Source organism: Arenibacter antarcticus (genome assembly GCF_041320605.1).
Taxonomy (GTDB): domain Bacteria; phylum Bacteroidota; class Bacteroidia; order Flavobacteriales; family Flavobacteriaceae; genus Arenibacter; species Arenibacter antarcticus.
The window spans coordinates 244,247-265,652 of sequence record NZ_CP166679.1; the positions used below are offsets into that span (position 1 = coordinate 244,247).

A 21,406-nucleotide genomic window follows, 5' to 3' on the forward strand; every position below is an offset into this window, starting at 1 on the left:
ATGCAGCAACTTAAATGCTGCGTAATTATACCTACCTATAACAATCCCAAAACCCTAAAAAGAATCATAGAGGGGGTATTACAGTATACAACGGATATTATTATTGTAGACGATGGCTCTACCGATAATACTGCAGAGATCTTAATGGAATTTACTGAACTAAAGCAACTACACTACCCCAACAATAAAGGCAAAGGTTTCGCTTTAAAGCAGGGTTTTAGGATGGCTTTGGAACTTGGTTATCATTTTGCCATTACCATAGACTCTGACGGACAGCATTACCCAGATGACATACCGGTCTTAATAAATGCCCTAAACCAGGAAAAAGATAAAAATGTTCTTTTTATTGGGGCCAGAAATATGGGGCAGGAAGGTGTTCCCAAAAAAAGCAGTTTCGGCAATAAATTTTCCAATTTTTGGTTTTGGGTAGAAACAGGGAATAAACTACAGGACACCCAATCTGGGTATCGACTTTATCCTTTAACGGAGTTGAAAAGCCTAAGCCTTTACACCAATAAATTTGAATTTGAAATTGAAATTATTGTAAAGGCCGCATGGAATGGCATACTGGTTAAAAACGTCCCTATAAAGGTACATTATGACGCCGCTGAAAGGGTCTCGCATTTTAGGCCTTTTACAGATTTTACGCGGATCAGTATATTAAACACTTATTTGGTACTGGTAACCATCCTTTATATATTTCCACGGGACTTGATCCAAAAATTGAAAAAAAAAGGCTTTAAGCGGTTTGTCCAAGAAGATCTTTTGGGCAGTAACGATTCCCATGAAAAAAAAGCCCTGTCCATAGCGCTAGGGGTATTTATCGGCTTATGTCCATTATGGGGATTTCATACGTTGATCGTTATATTTTTGGCCATATTATTTAAACTGAACAAAGCAATTGCCTTCGCATTTTCTAACGTAAGTTTACCCCCCTTCATTCCTTTTGTACTGTATTTTAGTTTAAAAATAGGACATTGGATCATGGGGAGTGAATTTGAATTCAACTTTGAAGAAGTAGGGGAAAATTTGGAAATTATAAGACACTTGCAACCCTATATTGTAGGCAGTTTAACACTGTCGTTTTTTGGAGCCCTGATCATGGGAGTCTTTGGATACCTTTTCTTGACTATTTTTGACAGGAATAAAATGGAGTTCCATAATGGATAGTTTTTTCTACAGGATTTATCAATTTATTGCCATAAGGAAGTTTACTAGCTTTTTAGTACTTCTATTCTTTCTGGTTGGGCTTGTTTATTTCGCCTCCAAAATTAAGTTTGAAGAGGACATAACCAAGTTGATCCCCACCAATAGCAAAACCAAGGAAATACAGGAAGTTTTAAAATCGGTGAATTTCTCGGATAAGATTATCGTCAACATTAAGCGAAATCAAGGAGCATCTGTGGACGATCTTAGCCAGTATGCAACCCTCTTCTTGGATAGCATTTCCCACAAATCCGCCACCTTTATTAAAAGCATACAAGGTAAGGTGAACGATGAGGATGTTTCTAACACCTTAAATTTTGTTTATGGGAATGTCCCTTTATTTTTGGATAACACCGATTATGATCAGATTTCCAATAGGCTAAGCAAGGATAGCATTTCTAAAATCACGGAACGGAATTACAGGACTTTAATTTCCCCCACGGGGATAGTTGCTAAGGAAATGATCCTTAAAGACCCATTGGGAATCTCTTTTATGGCCCTAAAACAATTAAGGAAATTGGGGGTTGGCGACCAGTTTGAGCTTAAAAATGGCTTTCTTTTAAGCAAGGACCAACAGCATATACTGCTCTTTATATCCCCTACCTATCCCTCTAGTGAGACCGCTGAAAATGCCATATTCGTAGCAGATTTGTTGGAAACGCAAAAGCATTTGGACAAAATGTTCGAAGGGAAGGTAAATAGTGAATATTTTGGGGCTACCCTTATTGCCGTGGCTAATGCCCAACAGATAAAAAAGGATATACAATTGACCGTCAGTATTGCGCTGACCATTTTAATGGGAATATTGATCCTTTTTTACAAAAAGATAAGCATCCCCATAATCCTTTTTTTACCCACCCTTTTCGGCGCCATACTATCGGTTGCCGTGCTTTATTGGACTAGAGGAAAAATATCTGCAATATCCTTAGGGATAGGATCCGTACTTCTAGGGGTTACCTTGGATTACTCCCTGCACATACTTACCCAGATCCGCAGTAATCCTTCCATTAGAATAATGTACAGGGATGTGACCAAACCGGTACTGATGAGCAGTATTACCACCGCCCTAGCCTTTATATGCCTAATGTTCCTAGACTCTCAAGCGTTACAGGACCTGGGCCTTTTTGCCGCCGTAAGTGTCATTGGCGCGTCTGTTTTTGCACTGTTATTAATTCCTCATGTGTACAGGAGTACGGAAAAGTTAAAAAGCAGCGCTACAGTTCTGGATAAAATTGCCGCCTATGACTTTCATAGGAACAAATGGGGCATAGCGGTACTTATAGGCTTAATGATCATGAGTGCCTTTACTTTTAACCGAGTGGAATTCAATAAGGATATCAGTAAGCTTAATTACGAACCTAAAAACTTGGTACAGGCAAGAGAGAATTTAGATGCCCTTACCGACATGTCCTCTAAATCTATTTATTTGGCAGCTTACGGAACCGAGGACCAATTGGTGTTACAAACCAATGATCGGATCTACAACACTTTAAAAACACTAAAAGAAGAGCAAAAAATACTTAGTTATTCCTCAATAGGTCCTGTTGTACTACCACAAAAAAATCAACAGGAAAAAATTGAACAATGGAATAGGTTTTGGGACGATAGCACCAAAAATTCTATAAAAAGAAATCTAATTGCAACAGGGGGAAGCCTAGGCTTTAAACCAAGCACCTTTGACCCTTTCTACACATTGATAAGTAAAGATTTTCAACCGTTAAAACTAACCGATTACAACGAGGCCGGAGCCCTACCGTTGGACGATTATATTTCCACCGATGGAGATCTGACCACCATAACGTCCCTAGTAAAACTAAACGACGAACACAGTCTTAAAGTAAAGGAAATCTTTAAGAATAGCCCCAATACCCTAGTCATTGATAGGCAGGAGATGAACGAGGCCTTTTTGGGTAATCTTAAAAACGATTTCAACTCCCTAATTTTATACTCTCTCTTTGCCGTACTATTAATATTGTTCCTTTTCTTTAAAAGCTTTTCCCTGACCTTGGTCACAGGAATTCCCATTTTTATAACTTGGTGGCTTACCATCGGTATTATGGGGGTGTTTAATATCGAATTCAATATATTTAATATTATTATTTCCACTTTTATATTTGGGCTTGGAATCGATTACAGCATATTTGTGACTACTGGATTGTTAAAGGAACACCAAACCGGAGAGAAAGCATTGCATACCCATCGCACCTCTATACTACTTTCGGTTATTACTACAATTTTAGGGATAGGCGTACTTGTTTTCGCAAAACACCCGGCCCTTTACTCTATAAGTTTGGTATCGCTTATCGGGATACTTTCGGCAGTATTTATTGCTTTTAGCATACAACCACTATTATTTCTGTTGTTTATAGGTAGCCATGCAAAACGGCCAATAAACATGAGGCTACTTATCCATTCCGTGCTCTCCTTTGGGTATTACGGTGGTGGTGGTTTTATCTTGTCCATATGCAGTATTACCTTCATGAAAATACTCCCTTTCAAGAAGAAAGTGAAAATGAAATGGTTTCACAAAACGATATCAAAATTTATGAAATCGGTATTGTACACCAATCCCTTCGTTACGAAAAAAATAATTAACCCTACCGGGGAAAATTTTAGCAAACCAGCAATTATTATTGCCAATCACACGTCTTTTCTAGACATTTTGGCGGTGGGAATGTTACATCCAAAAATTATTTTCTTGGTAAACGACTGGGTTTATCAATCCCCAATTTTTGGCAAAGCGGTACAATTAGCAGGATTCTACCCTGTTTCGGCAGGAATAGAAAATGGCTTGGAACATTTAAGGAATAAAGTGGATCAAGGCTACTCCTTAATGGCATTCCCGGAAGGCACCAGGTCTAAAACTAATAAAATAAGACGATTTCATAAAGGTGCCTTTTATTTAGCAGAACAATTTGATTTGGATATTGTAGCCGTACTTATCCATGGTAATTCTGAAGTACTTCCCAAAGGCAGTTTTGTGATCAAAAATGGAAGTATCACCATAAAAATATTGGAAAGGATTAGGTGCAACAACCCCTATTATGGAGATACCTATCGGGAACGGTCCAAAACCATCGCAGCCCATTTTAGGAAGCAGTTTCAACTCCTTAGAGAGGAAACTGAAGGGAATACATATTTTTTTAGGACCATTCTGGAAGATTATAGATATAAAGGAGACGCTATATTTAAGAGTGTTAAAAGGGATCTGAAGGCAAATTCGGGAATTTATGCGCAACTTTGTACTCTAATTGGAGTTTCAGATTCTATAATTCATCTTTCAAAAGATTATGGGCAAGTGGATTTTCTGTTATCTTTAAATGCCGTAGACCGAAAAATGATTACCTATCTAGAGGACGAATCGGTTAGACCTATTATTAAAAACAGTTTTATAGCGCAGCAGATTGCTAAATTAACCTTGGTAAATACGGTTGATGTCGCATTGAAACATCCGGCAAAAGTATTGATCATAAATCTGGAAAAGGAGAATTTAGATCAGGTGATTTCTAATTTTGATAGGGATATTGAGGTCCTCATATTATTAAAAGAGGGGACAAAAATGCTGGATTTTATAAAAACAAGCACCGCATTTATACCTGTTTCGATACAAGAAGACCTAATTGTTTTAGAAAAATCCAAACCCTTATAAAGGATGGTCATAGCACATGAAATAATATTCACAACTAGGATGAAAATGTATATATGGTAAGACGAAAATTGGCAGAGCCAATAAATTTAGAGCGGCTTATTTAATTCAAATTTGAATTAATCAACACTTATGAAATGAGCATGACCGTTAAAAAAAATAAATAGCTACATATGAAAGAGCACTATGATGTTGTAATTATTGGAAGCGGATTAGGCGGATTGGTATCTGCACTAATTTTGGCCAAGGAGGGTTATAGCGTCTGTGTCCTAGAAAAGAACAATCAGTTTGGGGGTAATCTTCAAACCTTTGTACGCGATAAGACCATTTTTGATACCGGGGTACATTATATTGGAGGGCTCTCAGAAGGGCAAAACCTGCATCAATATTTCACCTATTTGGGAATCATGGATCAACTAAAGCTTAAAAAACTTGATAAAAATGGCTTCGATATCGTCACTTTTGATGGCGACCCTACCGAATACCGTCATGCGCAAGGTTATGAGTTATTTGAAAATAGCTTGATAGACCAATTTCCTGAGGAGGAAAAAGCCATAAAAACCTATAGCGAAAAACTAAGGGATACCTGTTCCAAATTTCCCCTTTACAATTTAAATAAGGGCAAACCTCCTTATGAATCGGACGAGGCCCTGAAGTTAAATGCCAAGACCTATATTAATTCCCTAACCGATAATAAAAAATTACAGGCCGTTTTAGCAGGCACCAATTTTCTGTATGCCGGTGATGGGGAACGATCCCCCCTTTATGTGCATGCGCTTTCCGTTAACTCCTATATAGAAAGTGCCTACAGGTGTATTAACGGTGGAAGCCAAATCACTAAGGTCCTCATTAAACAATTAAAGAAATTTGGTGGGGAGACCTATAAGCATCAGGAGGTTTCCAATTTTAATCTGAAGGATGGAGAAATAATTTCGGTAGATACCAAAAAAGGGAAACAAATAAATGGGAAAATCTTTATTTCCAATATAGAACCTAAGTTGACCTTAAAATTGGTGGGGGAAGAAAATTTCAGAAAATCCTATACCAATAGGATCAATCAAATTGAAAGCACTATTGCCGCCTTTAGCCTTTATATTGTATTAAAACCAGATTCCTTTAAGTATTACAATAAAAATTTCTATCATTTTAAAGACGAAAATCGGGTTTGGAATGCCCAGCATTACACCCAGGAAAGCTGGCCCGAAGGCTATATGGTCTCTATGGGAGTCAAGAAAAAGGACGACGGATTTGGTGATAGTTTAATTGCCATGACCTATATGGATTTTGAGGAGGTAAAGATTTGGCAAGAGACCTTTAATACAGTAGCCCATAAAAATGATAGAGGACAGACCTATGAAGAATTTAAAGCCTACAAAACAGAAGTATTTCTTCAGGAATTAGAGAAAAAATTTCCGAACCTAAGGAATTGTATTCAGACCGTTTACACATCCACTCCCCTATCCTACAGGGATTATATTGGGTCACACAACGGGTCTATGTACGGCTATGTTAAGGACGTTAACAACCCTCTCCGTTCTTTTGTTTCCCCTAGGACTAGGATTCCCAATCTATTATTTACGGGGCAAAGTTTAAATATGCATGGTATATTAGGGGTTACTATTGGTGCGGTAATCACCTGTTCGGAAGTATTGGGAAAAGATTACCTTTTGAATAAAATTTTGGAAGAAAACAAAACACAAGAAGTATAAATGATCTAGTATGGGAAAGATCAAAACAACAGCAATTGACCGGGTAAGTAATATAAGCAAGGAAGACTTCATTAAAAACTATTATAAGCCACAGCGGCCCGTTTTAATAGAAAATTTAACCATGGATTGGAACGCCCGCGAAAAATGGAACCTAGACTACATACAGGCAATGGCAGGGGACCAGATTGTCCCGTTGTACAATAACGAACCTACCAAGGGAAAACAGAATTCTGCAGCCCCGGTAATGGAGATGAAATTATACGATTATTTGGAACTGCTAAAAAAAGGTCCAACGGATCTACGTATTTTCTTCTTCAACATCATGGACAAGATGCCCCAGTTACTCCAAGATATAAAGTATCCGGATATTGGATTGAAACTTTTTAAACGTTTGCCCGTCATGTTTTTTGGCGGCGAGGGCTCCAAGGTATTACCACATTATGACATGGATTTGTCCGATTTACTTCATTTTCATTTTCACGGAAATAAAAGTGTGCTTTTATTTTCACCTGAACAGACCAAATACCTGTACAAGGTTCCCTATTCTGTGCACAATCTGGAAACCATTAATATGGACGACCCAGATGTTGCCACCTATCCCGCACTAAAACGGGCCGAGGGACTTGTTGTGGAGATGAAACACGGAGACGCCCTTTATATGCCCAGCGGCTACTGGCATTATATAAAATATCTGGACGGGGGATTTTCAATTACGCTAAGGGCACTTCCAAGACGACCAATAGTACTGCTAAAAATGTTAAAGAACATCCTTCTAATGCGACCTTTCGAAAATATTATGCGAAAACTATGGGGAGAAAAATGGGTTGCCTATAAGGAAACAAGGATGGTACGCAACATCAACAAAAAGTATGGGAAACAATAGGCGGGAATGAACATATGGCAACACATAAAACGGGGAGTCTTCTATGTGGCAATGCTTGCCCTATTGGGATCGTGCGGAATCTCAAAATCGATTAAGGACAGACCCGATATTAGTTCCTATAACTCAAAAATCCCAGAGATAAATAAAATTTCGGATTCCACTTTTATCCTTGGCAATAATTCCCTTCGAAAAAATAAACAAGGACAATGGGAACTGTATGTTTCTGGAGACCCCATGGAAAGAGGACTTATTACTGGGGCCCTTACCGAAGAACTATTTCAGGCCCAGGAAGCTATTTTTCTGTCCAAGGTAGAACAAATGGTCCCTTCCAAATTAAAAAGAGCTCTACTTAGAAAATTTTTGGCCTGGTACAATAGAAAAATTCACCTCAACATTCCTGAGGAATACAAGGCGGAGATACTGGGACTATCCCGGTATGCCTCGGATAGTTACAACCATATCGCAGATCCGTATTTACGAGTGCTCTACCTCCACGGAGCCCATGATATTGGTCACGCCCTACAAGATCTGGCTTTAGTGGGCTGCTCCTCATTTGCTGTTTGGGGCGATAAGACAGAGGATGGCAACCTGATCATCGGTAGGAATTTTGATTTCTATGCAGGGGATGAATTTGCCAAAAACAAGATCATTTCCTTTGTAGCCCCTACCGAAGGATACAACTTTATGTCCGTTTCTTGGGGCGGCATGATCGGAGTGGTTTCTGGGATGAACGAACATGGTCTAACGGTAACTATAAATGCGGGGAAATCCAAAATTCCTGTAGTAGCCAAAACACCCATTAGCATCCTTACCAGAGAAATATTACAATACGCGACTACCCTGGAAGAGGCAATTGCGATTGCCAAGAAACGGCAGGTATTTGTTTCAGAATCTATATTAATAGGAAGTGCGAAGGACCAAAATGCGAAAATTATAGAGATATCGCCCCATAATTTTGGGGTCTACGAAGTACCCAATTCGGATCAATTAATATGTTCCAACCATTTTCAAAGTACCGCTTACGCCCAAGATAAAAACAACTTAAAACATATTCAGGAAAGTCATTCGTTTTATCGGTACCAGCGTATAGATGAACTTTTGGGAAATCAAAACAAAATAACCCCAACAATAGCAGTAGATTTGCTTAGAAATAAGAAAGGTATTAATGATGCCAATATCGGTTTGGGAAATGAAAAGGCGTTAAATCAATTATTGGCCCATCACGGTGTAGTATTTAAGCCGAAAGATCGTATGGTTTGGGTTTCTTCCAATCCCTATCAATTGGGCGAATTTGTGGCCTATGACCTGAAAGAGATCTTTAAGGATTCTAATAATCAAAATCCAAGAAAATCATTGTCATCGCCCTGGAAAAATATTGAAAAAGACTCTTTCCTTTACACCCAGACCTATCTCGATTACGAAAAATACCGAGAATATAGCCTACAAATCCAAATGGCAATTACAGAAAAGAATCCCCTATCCCCTTCTTTTCTGGAAACCTTTAAAAAATTGAACCCAGAATTTTGGGAGACCCACTATTGGATTGGACGTTACTATTACGAAAAAAAATATTACACCGCAGCCTACTATGCTTTTTTGGTAGCAAGTACTAAAGAAATAACCACGGTCCCACAGGAAGAAAAGGTACATTCCTATATTAAAAAAACAAAACGCAAAATAAACCTATGACCCCAAACATAGATCTAGAAAGTACAGCAGTGATTCAGCGATTACAGGAGCAACGCTTACAGGAACTCATGTTATACGTCAGTGAGTACTCTACCTACTACAAAAGAATTTTTAAGGATTACAACATTAATCCAATGGAGATCAACACACTATCTGACCTAAATAAAATACCTGTTACCACAAAGGAGGACCTGCAAAAATATAACGATGATTTTCTCTGTGTAGACCGAAAAAAAATAATAGACTACGTCACCACCTCGGGCACCCTTGGTGAGCCGGTAACTTTTGCCTTAACGGATATGGATTTAGACCGATTGGCTTATAATGAGGCCATATCGTTTGGTTGTGCCGGTATTACTTCGGATGATATTTTACAGCTCACCACAACCATAGACCGGCGATTTATGGCGGGATTAGCCTATTTTTTGGGTGCTAGACAGCTAGGAGCGGGAATTATTCGTGTAGGGGCAGGAATTCCAGAACTACAATGGGATTCTATTCTAAGATTTAAGCCTACCTATTTAATCGTAGTCCCTTCTTTTTTATTAAAGTTGATAGAATACGCCCACCAACAAGGAATTAACCCAAACGAATCTGGGATAAAGGGAGCTATTTGTATAGGGGAATCCTTAAGGAATGAGGATTTCACCCTAAACACACTCGCCTCCAAAATAAAGGAAGATTGGGATATTTCCCTTTATTCTACCTACGCTTCTACCGAAATGAGCACGGCATTTACAGAATGTGAAGCGCAACAAGGTGGCCATCACCAACCAGAATTGATCATTATTGAGATTTTGGATGAGGCCGGAAAACAGGTGGCCGACGGGAAGCCCGGTGAACTTACGATCACCACTCTAGGAGTGGAAGCCATGCCCTTGATAAGATTTAAGACCGGTGATATTGTACAGGCCCATTCCGCTCCCTGTAGTTGTGGAAGAAATACTATGAGGTTAGGGCCAGTTATAGGTCGGAAAAAACAGATGATTAAATATAAGGGAACAACCCTGTACCCACCTGCAATGTACAACGTCCTCAACCATTTCAATGATATAGAAGCCTTCGTTATAGAAATAGATCACAACAGTATTGGCACCGATGAGATTTGTATCAAAATTGCGGCACAAAATCCTTCAGAGGGATTGTTGCAAAATATTAAAGATCATTTTAGGGCAAAGTTGCGGGTAACGCCCAAAATAGAATTTCACGATTTTAAAACTATTCAAGAATTGCGATTTCCAAAAATGAGCAGAAAGCCCGTTGTGGTTATCGATCATCGTTCCTAACATAAAAAATTATTTGAAACGGACTATCCCCAATACAGCACTATAGCGCAATTATATAAAATAAATTGACACTATTAAAAGAGGGTGATTATTTGTTTAATTAATCAAAACAAGTTAATTTATAAGCTATTAGTTTAATAAAAAAAATAAACTTGGAATTTACCTTTACCTAAAGCAGCCATAAAATATTCTTAACAAGTTGATCAACCTTATTAAGAAGCAGCCAAAATTGCAATGCATTCCTATGGGCATTATTTTTAATCCATCATTTCCATTTTCGATATACGAATTATGATAAAACAACTGATTATCTGCCTTTTAATATTTCACTTTTCTCATTTGGCAAGTGGGCAAAAACTTAGTAATCAAAACATTAAAGAACTAATCAGCTCCTACAAAATGGATATTCGGGGTCCATACAAAGAAATACGATGGTTTTGTACAGATGGCAGTATTCGTCAGCCCAAAGATCCCTGTCCAGATAAAATTGGTCCCGGAGTGCAGCATGCCACCTATAAGAGTTCGGTAGTGGATCTTGGAAAAAGCAACCATATATATCTTGGCCAAATTCTTGCCTATACCGAAAAAGAAGAATTCTGGGATAAGGAAAATAATTATTCGCGCCTAAAACAGTATCAGTTAGATAAGTATTTAAGGTCTGTAGATGACGGATGGGCGCTACAAAAAGGGCAGTATTATAGGGGAGCAATACAATCCGAAGATGAAGAGGCTTGGGGGATTGAATTTTATAAATGGCTGCTCTCCGATACCGATAATTTAAAAAAGCATTTTTTCCTTATCCGACAATCTCTTAAGGACATACCCCACCAAGGAGATGATAATTTGGCCCAAAAGATTAGAAGCGAATCCAAGGTGATTTCTGATATGGCCCCAAGTTTTATGGATTTACGGGTGAAGATCCATAGCCAGCCCGATGCGGGAGATGTTGCTAAAGTAAACACTTTTAAATCAAATAATAGTGGTAAACTAAGTTTAGAGGTCAAAGATAAAATTGAAAACTTATCACGTATCATGACCAGTTTCTACCAACCAGTAGATATTTCAGCTTTACCTAAAAGAACCCCACTTGTCCTAGAAAAACAAATTGGTTTGGATATAAGCGCGTTTGCGACCCTTTATTCCAAGGAAAAAAACACCGCCTTTCTAATACCAGCAACGGCAGAATTGCTACTTTCCATCAGACAGGCCCTAATAGCAGAACATTCCGCAGCAGCCAGATTGCAATTGTTGGACGCCTCCTTAAAATTAGAAGAGATTATCTTTAAAAAATCGCCCGAATGGCAACCAGAAGATATAAATGGACTCTTGGATAAGGTGTGCTATTTGGGTATGGCCAACGCCGGTGCGGGATATATAGAACTTGAGGAATGGCACCAATTAAACTTGGCTTCTAAGCAAAACTCCTTGGGCGATCTTAGCGCTACACTAGAACATGCTCGTAGGGAAGTAGAATGGAGTTCTTCCATGGTAAAGGCCAATTATCAAGATATTGTGGATATATATACCGGTTTTGAACCCAAGGCTTATGGATATATAGACGATATGATAAGGGGGTCCATAGCCCTATATCTAGGTAAGACCGTTGGTGAATTGGGCGATTTAATTGCTAGGGAGTCTGCCTTGACCAATGCTATAATGGATATTGATAACCAAAGCGGATTCCGTGGACTAAATTCTGGTTATGCGTTGGGAGAATTGGTCGTAGTAAATGGATCTCCAGATGAAATTGAAGTGGCTTCAGACAAGATTTATGTTTTTCAGCGCCCACCAGCAGATTTAAAACCTGTGGCCGGAATAGCTACCGTTTCTGAAGGAAATATGGTCTCTCATGTACAACTTTTGGCTAGGAATTTGGGAATTCCGAATGCAGTACTAGCCGATGACAACCTTAGAAACCTCATCAAATATGATGGGAAACGTGTTTTTTATGCAGTATCCAATAGAGGAAATGTGATTATGAAACCCGAAAGTGATATGACTCCGGAAGAACGCAACCTTTTTTCTAAAAAAGAACGTAGAGAGGAAAGAGTACGAGTCCCCATAGACAATATACGATTGCAGGAAAATAAAATACTAGATCTTAGAGAAGTGGATGCGAGCGATTCAGGAAAGCTTTGTGGTCCCAAAGCTGCTAATCTAGGTCAATTAAAAAAAATGTTCCCCAACAAGGTTGTAGAAGGTTTAGTAATCCCGTTCGGGATTTTCAGATCGCATATGGATCAACTTATGCCAGAGGGAAAAGTTAGTTATTGGGAGTTTTTAAACACCATCTTCAAAGATGCGGAAACCATGCGCACCCAAGGAATAAGCGAAGGTGAAGTAGAGAATTTTCAGTTACGAAAGTTGGAAACCTTAAGGGGGGCCATAAAACTAATACCCCTGCAAGCAGAATTCCTAGCGCAACTAGAAAAAGGGTTCACTGGGATACTTGGAAAAAATTTAGGAGAAATCCCCGTATTCCTCAGAAGTGATACCAATATGGAAGATCTAAAGGACTTTACAGGAGCAGGCCTAAATCTAACCATCTTCAATGTGGTGACAAAGGAAAAAATAATTGCGGGAATTAAAGATGTTTGGGCCTCCCCATATACGGAACGCAGTTTTAAATGGAGACAAAAATTCCTGTTGAATCCCGAAAATGTATTCCCATCAATATTAGTCATACCTAGTGTAGATGTGGATTATTCTGGGGTTTTAATTACCAAGGGAATCAATTCTGGTAGGCCACTAGATTTAACCATAGCCTTCAGTAGAGGTGCTGGGGGTGCGGTGGACGGACAGTCTGCTGAAACCTATGAAATTTACGAGGCTGGAGGCGTACAATTACTTGCCCCTGCCAGGGAAACCTATCACAACAGACTGCCCACTACTGGTGGTACAGAAAAAAAAACATCCACCTTTGAAAATTTTATTCTGAACGATCAAAATATTCAGGACATTAGAAATCTTGCGAATTCCATTCGAGAAACTATGCCCAAAGAAACCAACTCTGATTATGAAGGTGCCTATGATGTAGAATTAGGCTTTCAAAATAATAAGTTATGGTTGTTCCAGATCAGACCATTTGTGGAAAATAAAAAAGCCCAAAGCTCTGATTATTTAGAATCTATTGCCCCAAAAATAGATATGTCCAAAAAAATTGATCTCTCAAAAAAAATATAGGATGCGGAAATATATTGTGTACCCCTTTTTAATACTTATCTGTTCGGCCTTTACCGTGGTTCACTATTACCCAATTGACGGCTATGAACGCACAGGGATCAAGCGTTTAAAGTATTTGGAACTGGTTAAAAATGGGGAAATTAAATCTACTTCCACGCTTCCGAAAGGAGCTTTAAAGTCTTATGAGGATATTAAACTTAACCTTCTAGCAAAAAAAGACGATAGCCTAGGTAGCATTTTAACTATAGATGATAATTTTCAGAAAGAGATAAACGGACTTTTTAGAGGCTTGGACAAAAGTTATTCACTTGCGGTAGTGGATATCTCCGATGTAAATCAGATTCGCTATGCCCATAGAAATGAGACCGCGGGCTATCAACCGGGAAGCGTTGGTAAACTCGCCGTACTTGTAGCGCTATTTGATCAATTGGCTAAAATTTACCCGAATTCTTTTGAAAAACGGCTCGACTTATTGCGTTCAAAATCTGTTAAATCAGGGGTTTGGGGTTTAACCGATGCGCACACCATCCCAATTTTCAATATTGAGACCAATAAACTCATAAAAAGGCAGGTGGTTACCAGTGACGTCTTTACCTTGTTTGAATGGGCAGACCATATGATGTCTGTGAGCAATAACGGTGCTGCCAGTATAGTATGGCGTGAAGCCCTACTCATGTCTGCCTTTGGACCCGCCTATCCCGAACTCAGTCAGGAGGAGGCCGATGCTTATTTTAACAACACCCCAAGAAAAGAACTTACTGATTTATCGAACGATATTGTAAACCTTCCTTTGCGCAGTTTAGATATAAGTGCCAATGAATGGCGTTTGGGCAGCTTTTTTACTTCTGGGGCCAATAAATATGTTGGGGACAAAGGGGGAAGTATAGGTTCTACCTTGGGATTGATGAAGTTTTTGATCCAATTGGAACAAGGGAAGGTCATAGACGAAGCCTCTAGTCTAGAGATGAAACGCTTAATGTATATGACGGACCGCAGGATAAGATATGCGCAATCGCCTACCCTAAAGGAGGCAGGGGTTTATTTTAAATCGGGAAGTTTATACCAATGCAATAAGACCAGTGGTGAACCCTGTGGAAAATATATGGGAAACATCAGTAATTTTATGAATTCCGTGGCCATTGTGGAGCATCCCGATAATTGTACGTATATGGTGGTCCTAATGACCAATGTATTGCGCAAAAATTCGGCAACGGACCATATGACCCTAGCCAGCAGTATCGATAAGATTATTAAGAAATAGGCTTTTTCATAGTTTGCAAAATTTCAGCAGCCTTTCTTTTTACCTTTTCATGGGAATCTTCCAAAACCATTTCCAATATGGAATTAAATTTTGGATCATTAATTTTTTCAATGAGGTAAAGCACTGATAATTTCAGCTTGACATCTTTTCTTTTTAAGAGGACATTATAACATTCAGATTCACTTAGCACCTTAATATTGATGTTCTTTAGTTTTTTTTCGGAAAAGGTTTCCACAAGGATGGATTCGGCAACGGGAATCAATTCTTTTTTAAGTTGAATATCTAGGATATTGTCTAGAAATTCAATGGCATGTATCCGTTGCTCCTCCTTTCCATGTAAGATGGTGTTTAGTATGGGATCTACATCTTGTGGGGGATATTTTATGCCCAGAAATTGAAAAATTCGCTGTAATTGCCTGTCCAATCGCAATTCCAATAAATGTATCAGGGCGTTCCTCGCATCGTTTTCTTCTCGAGATTCTGGATTCTCGGCATTTTTTTTATACCGAATTATGATTTGGGAATGGATTACAGAAAGAGTATTCTGATAGAGATTACATTCGTCCAAAATTCTATCCACTATAAATCGGTCGTTAATTTTTAGATGTGGATACTTCCATTTCAATCTCTTTAAGGCTTCAATAGCTTCAATTTTCACCGTATGTTCCATTTCCCCAGTCAATTTAATTAGGGTATTCACCGCTTTTTGAGAGGCGAATTTTTCCAATACCAAAACCAAAACGGCAGCATCTTCCAAGTCAATAACATGGTCTTTAGACATCTTATCGAATAGAATATCTATTATTGGCTCTCCAAAGAAAAACAGGGCCTCTATACAAGTATTTCTTGTTTCCTTCCCTGATAACTTTTCAATTATGACACTTATAAAGCACTCTTCCAAGGTTTTGGATGCCGCTGTTATTGCGGTATTGGTCACAGCGATATTGGAGGAATTAATGTTTGTTATTAGTATATGATAAAACCGTTCCATCTTGGCATTACCAATCGCTTCCAAAATGGCTTGAATTTTGTTGGTTTTCTCCTGTTCGCTACTTAGGAAGGTAAGTTGTGACAGGGCTTTTTCTATACGGTTCTCCAGATTAAATCTTTCTTGCAGCAATTGATTGTTCCTCAATTCCAAGGATAAACCTACCAAGGCAGCATTTGCTATTGTAGTATCGTCCACATTGAGATATTTATCAAAAAGTTGAATCTGATCTTGATTGTAATTTTTCAACAGGTATCTAAAAGCGGAAGTAGTCACTTGTTGATCTTTGTCAAAAATCATTTCCTGAACTGTTACACATAAATTTTCCGTGTTCAGAAAATACAAATTTTCTATAGCAAGGGCCCTTACCTTGGCCGAGGGGTTATTTAGAAGATTTTTAATGGTATAAAAAAATCGTTCATCCTTCACTTCTAAGGTCTTTTGAAGCATGTGTAGGATCTGATTTTCAGGACCCATTTCCAGCACTCGGTTTACCGTGTCAATAATGGAAGTGACCTTTATTTCTTCCTTGTTTGTCTTTTTCTTTTTAACATCGGATTGCTCCAACAGGCCTTTAAACGCAACTATATATTCCCTTCTCAGGTGATAAATAAAATACAGCCATATAGAGATCAGCACAATAATGATTAAACTGATATAGGTAGAGGGTATTTCCAGTGCATTGATAAAGAAAATCAGGATAAAGCCCGCCAATCCGGTTGCAATACTATCTACAACCACATCTGTAAAAGTTTTGGTCCTCTTTTTAATTTCTATGGGAATGGGAATGGAGAGAAGCTCTGTTGCGGCCTTATTTACTGATTGTTTTAAGCTCCCGTCCACTATCTTGATAAATACCACTACCCACAGCTGTGGAAGGACCAATAATAGGATTGAGCCTATCAAAATACCTGTAGGCAGCCACAATAGTGATTTACCTACCCCAAAGGTTCCAACTATTCGTTTGGTAAGAAATAATTGTATCAAGAGGGAAATTACACTAAGGGTGGAAAACCAAAATCCGAAAAATGAGGTCAGGGCATCCTGATCTTGGATAAACCTGGAGGCATAATCACTATATTGGTAATCCACAAGTTTGGCAATCAACACACTAACTCCAATGACTAAGGCAATTAAACTCAATAATTTGGATTGTTTAATGAGCCTAAAAGGCGATTCTCCCTTAGGGGCGGACCTACTGGAAACTTGGAACGAATTTAGTTTTACTACCTCATTTCTCCAAATATATCTTGTAATAGGTAGACAGCACAAAAGTAGGGCCGCAGCGACGAACAACAAATTCTCCGTATAAAAGAACGTGGTCAATAATGAGGTTAAATATCCCCCAAAAATACCACCGGCTATAGCTCCAGCTCCAATAAAACCAAAAACCCGCTTAGCCTCCCGGACATTGTACACCAGATTTGCCATTATCCAAAACTGGGAAGCGGTAAGAAGCCCAAATAGTGCTACCCAAACATAGGGTATATACAGAATGTATCCATTAGTGAGGTTAAAACTGAAGGCAATAGCGAATAGCACTAGTGAAATAATGGAACCAATAAGGGTTTTATCCATTATAATGTTCAAGGAGTACTTTTCCATGGCACGGTCATAAAAAAATGAACCCACAATGGCCGTAATGGCCGTTAGCACATACCCCAAAGGAAGCGCGCTGGAAGACAGTTCTGAAAGAAATAAGGAATTTATAGTAGGTTTTACAATTAATAAAACCGTTATAATAAGAAATATGTTCAGTTGCAGCAGGAGCGTTTTTGTCAATTCCTCCTCCTTAAGATCAAAAGCTTTTAAAATATATGTTTTAACCAGTGATAATAGGTAGATCAAATGCAATTCTTTATTGTGATAATTATATGCCCTTCAACTTGTCCAACTAAAACTAATTTACGAAAATAAGTGCTGAAAACTGATATCCGATAGTTCCCTTAAGCGGATGTTGCGGCACTTTTTAATTGTTGGCCACTAGGGTGCGTCCGGCCCGCAATACTCTTTCCACAGGTTTTACCAGATCACGGATTATTTGCTCTCCGGCAGGATCATCTATCAAAGCTACTAAGATATATCGTCTATTTGGATTGTTTCCCCATACCAACACCGAATCCGAATGAAAGTTTTTCCAGGATCCCGATTTGCGATACAGTTTTGCACTGGGTGCAATATCGTCTAAGGTATTAACAAATTTATGATGTAATTCGGGATCGACCATAATATCTAACATCTGTTTAGATCTTGCCCTGTTTACCAATTGTCCGTTGGCCAATAAATAGTAATAGCGACACACCTGATTCACCGTAGCAGCATGCGATAAGTTCTTTAGGGGTTCCCTATTGGTATCCCCGCCCCCACCGTAGCGCTTGCCCACCCAGAGTCCGCCACCAAGATCTTCATCATAAAACTTATATCTGGGATCTGTCATTACGGATTGGATCTTCTCATAGCCCAAACGATCAATCATTCTTGTAGAGGCCGCGTTGTTAGATTTACTGATCATAAGACGCATATCGTCCCGTATTTCCTTATTGTCCTTAAGCTCCCCTTTTTCCAAAGCATCCATAGAGGATAATAAGATGGCAATTTTGGGTAAACTTGCCGCATACATCATATAATTACCATTTATACTAGCGTATTTTGCCTGATCGGGGTTTTTTAAATCCACAATTCCGACAGCCATCTTCCGATTATTCATTAAGGCCTTCCACTGGGGATTGGACATAAGTTCGCGTTCCAAACCTTGCTGCAGACTAGTGCTCAACAAACTGGTAAGGGGTTTTACCTCTGAACCTCCAGTCCTGATAGGAAGTTCCTTTTGGGCCAATAAGCCCATAGAAAACAGCAATGCGAATATTAAAAAGTTTAGCCCCTTCCCCATAACATTTTATGTATATAAATATAATAACCAAAATTATTCAATTTAAGAGTCCCCCCGGTGTTAATTTTTGTGGTTATAAAAAATATTATTTTCCCATATTTATATGGATATAAAGTCAAAATATGGCTTTGCAATGTTAAATTTTGGATTCACATTGCTAAATTAGGGATACAGTATAGCTGAAAACCTTATATTCTTACTTAAAACCTCAGCTCGCAATAATAGGCAGTGTACCGTTCCTCACTTAGTTTCTTGAAAATTATAATTACACTGTTTTCATCCCAAATCGTTATTTTTGGAACAAATTATTTATAAATGCTTATTATAGGGATTGCAGGGGGAACCGGATGTGGAAAAACAACCGTGGTAAACCAAATCATCAACGAATTGCCAAACGAGGAAGTGGGCGTAATTTCCCAGGACTCATATTATAGCGACCTCTCCCATCTTTCCTACGATGAGCGAACGCAAGTTAACTTTGATCACCCACGTGCAATCGATTTTGAGCTGTTGGGAAAACATTTACAGGAGCTAAAAAAAGGCATACCAATCCATCAACCGGTCTATTCCTTTGTAAAGCACAATCGAACCAAGGATACCATCCTCACCCATCCTAGAAAGGTAATGATTGTTGAGGGTATCTTAATTATGACGAATCCACAGATTAGGGAAATGTTCGACATTAAAATTTTTGTGCACGCAGATTCTGACGAGCGATTGATCCGTAGGTTAAAGCGAGATATTAATGAGCGTGGAAGAGACTTGGACGAGGTACTGTCCAGATACCAGAACACCTTGAAACCGATGCACAATCAGTTTATTGAGCCAACCAAAGAATTTGCAGATATCATCATCCCCAATAATAAATACAATACCGTTGCCGTAGATATTGTTAGGACCATTATCAACGAAAAATTAGCGTAACCATATATGGGATTAAAAAGATTAAAAAAGAATAAGTGGTTTGCTGTACTTACTAATATGTACGTATTGGTACTTTCGGTGTTTTTGGTATGGATGATTTTTTTTGACACCAATTCCCTACTCATTCATTGGGAACTTAAAAAAGAAATTAAAAACCTGGAAAAACAACAAGAATTTTTGAAAGAGGAGATTTCTAGGGATAAAAAAATAATTAAAAAGCTTACGGATCCGGAGGAACTGGAAAAATTTGCTAGGGAACACTACTATCTAAAAAAGAAGAACGAGGAGATTTATTTAATTGAATACGAGGACAGTATAAAATCAAAAAAAGATGAGTAATTCTGATTTGTTTGGTGATTTTCGAGAAATTTCCGCTAAAGAATGGAAACAAAAAATACAGGTAGACCTTAAGGGAGAGGACTATAATGAGCAATTGATCTGGGAGTCGCCGGAAGGAATAAAAATAAAACCCTTCTACCATTCTGAGGATATGGCCACCTTAAATTTACCGAATTACCAAACGAACAATTCTTGGGGAATTGGGCAGGCCATCTATGCTGGAAATACGGCCATAGCCAATAAAAATGCCGTGGATGCCATAAATAGAGGTGCGGAAAGCATCCATTTTACCGTTCCTTCTATTGACATAGCCCCTAAAGAATTACTGAAGAACATCGATTTAAAAACAACTACCATCTACTTTAACCTGCAATTCCTATCGGATACGTATTGCAGATCAATTTTAGAGTTGACAGGCAAAAATCCCCGAAATATTTTTCTAAATATCGATATCATTGGAAATTTGGCACGTAGCGGCAATTGGTTTTCCAACTTAAACCAAGACCATAAGCAGATGGATATGATTCTTGGCCTAAACCACAAGGCCACCCTAAGCATTGACCTTGGCTTATATGAAAATGCCGGAGCTAATAGGGTACAACAACTGGCCTATGCGCTTGCCCATACCAATGAATATCTGAACCATTTGGAGCGGACCAATAAAGCGTTTTTAAAAAAAGCACTGATTACTTTTAAAGTCGCAATTGGTGGAAATTATTTCTTTGAGATTGCCAAACTTAGGGCCCTAAGGATGTTGTTCAGTACCTTAGCCAAAGAATATGGTGCTCTTCCCTACTGCCATATTATTGCCGTCCCCACAAAAAGAAACAAGACCCTTTACGATTACAACAATAATATGCTTCGCACCACAACAGAATGCATGTCCGCCATTTTGGGGGGAGCCGATACGGTTTGCAATTTGCCCTATGATGCGATTTATAAAAAAGAAAATGAATTTGGGACTAGAATGGCAAGAAACCAGCTGCTGCTCCTGAAAGAAGAGGCCTATTTGAATAAGGTTGGCAATGCCCCGGATGGCAGTTATTATATAGAGACACTTACCCAACAATTAGCTTCCAAGGCCTTGGAGCTATTTAAGCAGATAGAGGTCGGAGGTGGATTCTTGGTGCAATTGAAAGATCATCTCATTCAGAAAAAAATAAAGGAAAGTTCCCAAAAGGAACAAGAACGGTTCAATAAAAAAGAAACCATTCTTGTTGGAGCCAATAAATACTTTACTACTGAAGATAAAATGAAAAATAATTTAGAGTTGTATCCTTTTGTAAAGACCAATGCTAGAAAAACGTTGATTATACCGATCATAGAAAAAAGATTATCGGAAGAAGGGGAACAAAAGCGGTTGGAACAGGAATAATCCACTACGTTTTAAGCACAGGTTGGC

The 21,406-nt window shown here is 38.6% G+C and carries 13 protein-coding genes; 11 read left to right on the forward strand and 2 right to left on the reverse strand.

Features of this window, described 5'->3' with window-relative positions; all coding sequences use genetic code 11:
- From KCTC52924_RS01045 to KCTC52924_RS01080, 8 genes are all read left to right on the forward strand, one after another.
- Entirely contained in the window at positions 1-1,170 is a 1,170-nt protein-coding gene (locus tag KCTC52924_RS01045; protein WP_251808792.1) for a DUF2062 domain-containing protein, read from the forward strand.
- Positions 1,163-4,855, forward strand: coding sequence for a 1-acyl-sn-glycerol-3-phosphate acyltransferase (locus KCTC52924_RS01050; RefSeq protein WP_251808612.1), 3,693 nt, complete (start codon positions 1,163-1,165; stop codon positions 4,853-4,855). The genes KCTC52924_RS01045 and KCTC52924_RS01050 overlap by 8 nt, the downstream gene beginning before the upstream one ends.
- Before the next feature lie 170 nt (positions 4,856-5,025).
- Positions 5,026-6,561, forward strand: a complete 1,536-nt coding sequence (locus KCTC52924_RS01055) for an NAD(P)/FAD-dependent oxidoreductase (RefSeq protein WP_251808611.1) — start codon at positions 5,026-5,028, stop codon at positions 6,559-6,561.
- Between the two features lie 10 nt (positions 6,562-6,571).
- Positions 6,572-7,444, forward strand: a complete 873-nt coding sequence (locus tag KCTC52924_RS01060) for a cupin-like domain-containing protein (RefSeq protein WP_251808610.1) — start codon at positions 6,572-6,574, stop codon at positions 7,442-7,444.
- Between the two features lie 6 nt (positions 7,445-7,450).
- Positions 7,451-9,133: a C45 family peptidase gene (locus tag KCTC52924_RS01065; protein ID WP_251808609.1), complete on the forward strand. Its 1,683-nt coding sequence runs from the start codon at positions 7,451-7,453 to the stop codon at positions 9,131-9,133.
- On the forward strand, positions 9,130-10,419 hold the full coding sequence (locus tag KCTC52924_RS01070) for a phenylacetate--CoA ligase family protein (protein WP_251808608.1): 1,290 nt from the start codon (positions 9,130-9,132) through the stop codon (positions 10,417-10,419). The genes KCTC52924_RS01065 and KCTC52924_RS01070 overlap by 4 nt, the downstream gene beginning before the upstream one ends.
- A 291-nt stretch (positions 10,420-10,710) precedes the next feature.
- Positions 10,711-13,602: a PEP/pyruvate-binding domain-containing protein gene (locus KCTC52924_RS01075; protein ID WP_251808607.1), complete on the forward strand. Its 2,892-nt coding sequence runs from the start codon at positions 10,711-10,713 to the stop codon at positions 13,600-13,602.
- 1 nt (position 13,603) lies between these two features.
- The gene (locus tag KCTC52924_RS01080; RefSeq protein WP_251808606.1) at positions 13,604-14,863 is read left to right on the forward strand and encodes a serine hydrolase; all 1,260 of its coding nucleotides are present in this window, start codon (positions 13,604-13,606) and stop codon (positions 14,861-14,863) included.
- On the opposite strand, the gene KCTC52924_RS01085 is transcribed toward KCTC52924_RS01080, so the two are convergent.
- Positions 14,853-17,699: an Npt1/Npt2 family nucleotide transporter gene (locus tag KCTC52924_RS01085; RefSeq protein WP_251808605.1), complete on the reverse strand. Its 2,847-nt coding sequence runs from the start codon at positions 17,697-17,699 to the stop codon at positions 14,853-14,855. The two genes, KCTC52924_RS01080 and KCTC52924_RS01085, sit on opposite strands and share 11 nt — an antisense overlap.
- Before the next feature lie 121 nt (positions 17,700-17,820).
- Positions 17,821-18,741: a serine hydrolase gene (locus KCTC52924_RS01090; protein ID WP_251808604.1), complete on the reverse strand. Its 921-nt coding sequence runs from the start codon at positions 18,739-18,741 to the stop codon at positions 17,821-17,823.
- Between the two features lie 315 nt (positions 18,742-19,056).
- Between KCTC52924_RS01090 and udk the strand changes: the two genes are divergently transcribed.
- Genes udk through KCTC52924_RS01105 form a run of 3 tightly spaced genes read left to right on the forward strand, consistent with a single transcriptional unit; the run spans position 19,057 to position 21,379 of the window.
- Positions 19,057-19,665, forward strand: a complete 609-nt coding sequence (gene udk / locus KCTC52924_RS01095) for a uridine kinase (RefSeq protein ID WP_251808603.1) — start codon at positions 19,057-19,059, stop codon at positions 19,663-19,665.
- Positions 19,666-19,671: 6 nt separating this feature from the next.
- A complete protein-coding gene (locus KCTC52924_RS01100) occupies positions 19,672-20,004 on the forward strand; it encodes a septum formation initiator family protein (protein ID WP_251808602.1) in 333 nt (110 codons plus the stop codon).
- Positions 19,997-21,379: a methylmalonyl-CoA mutase subunit beta gene (locus KCTC52924_RS01105; RefSeq protein WP_251808601.1), complete on the forward strand. Its 1,383-nt coding sequence runs from the start codon at positions 19,997-19,999 to the stop codon at positions 21,377-21,379. The genes KCTC52924_RS01100 and KCTC52924_RS01105 overlap by 8 nt, the downstream gene beginning before the upstream one ends.
- The last annotated feature ends 27 nt before the right edge of the window (positions 21,380-21,406 follow it).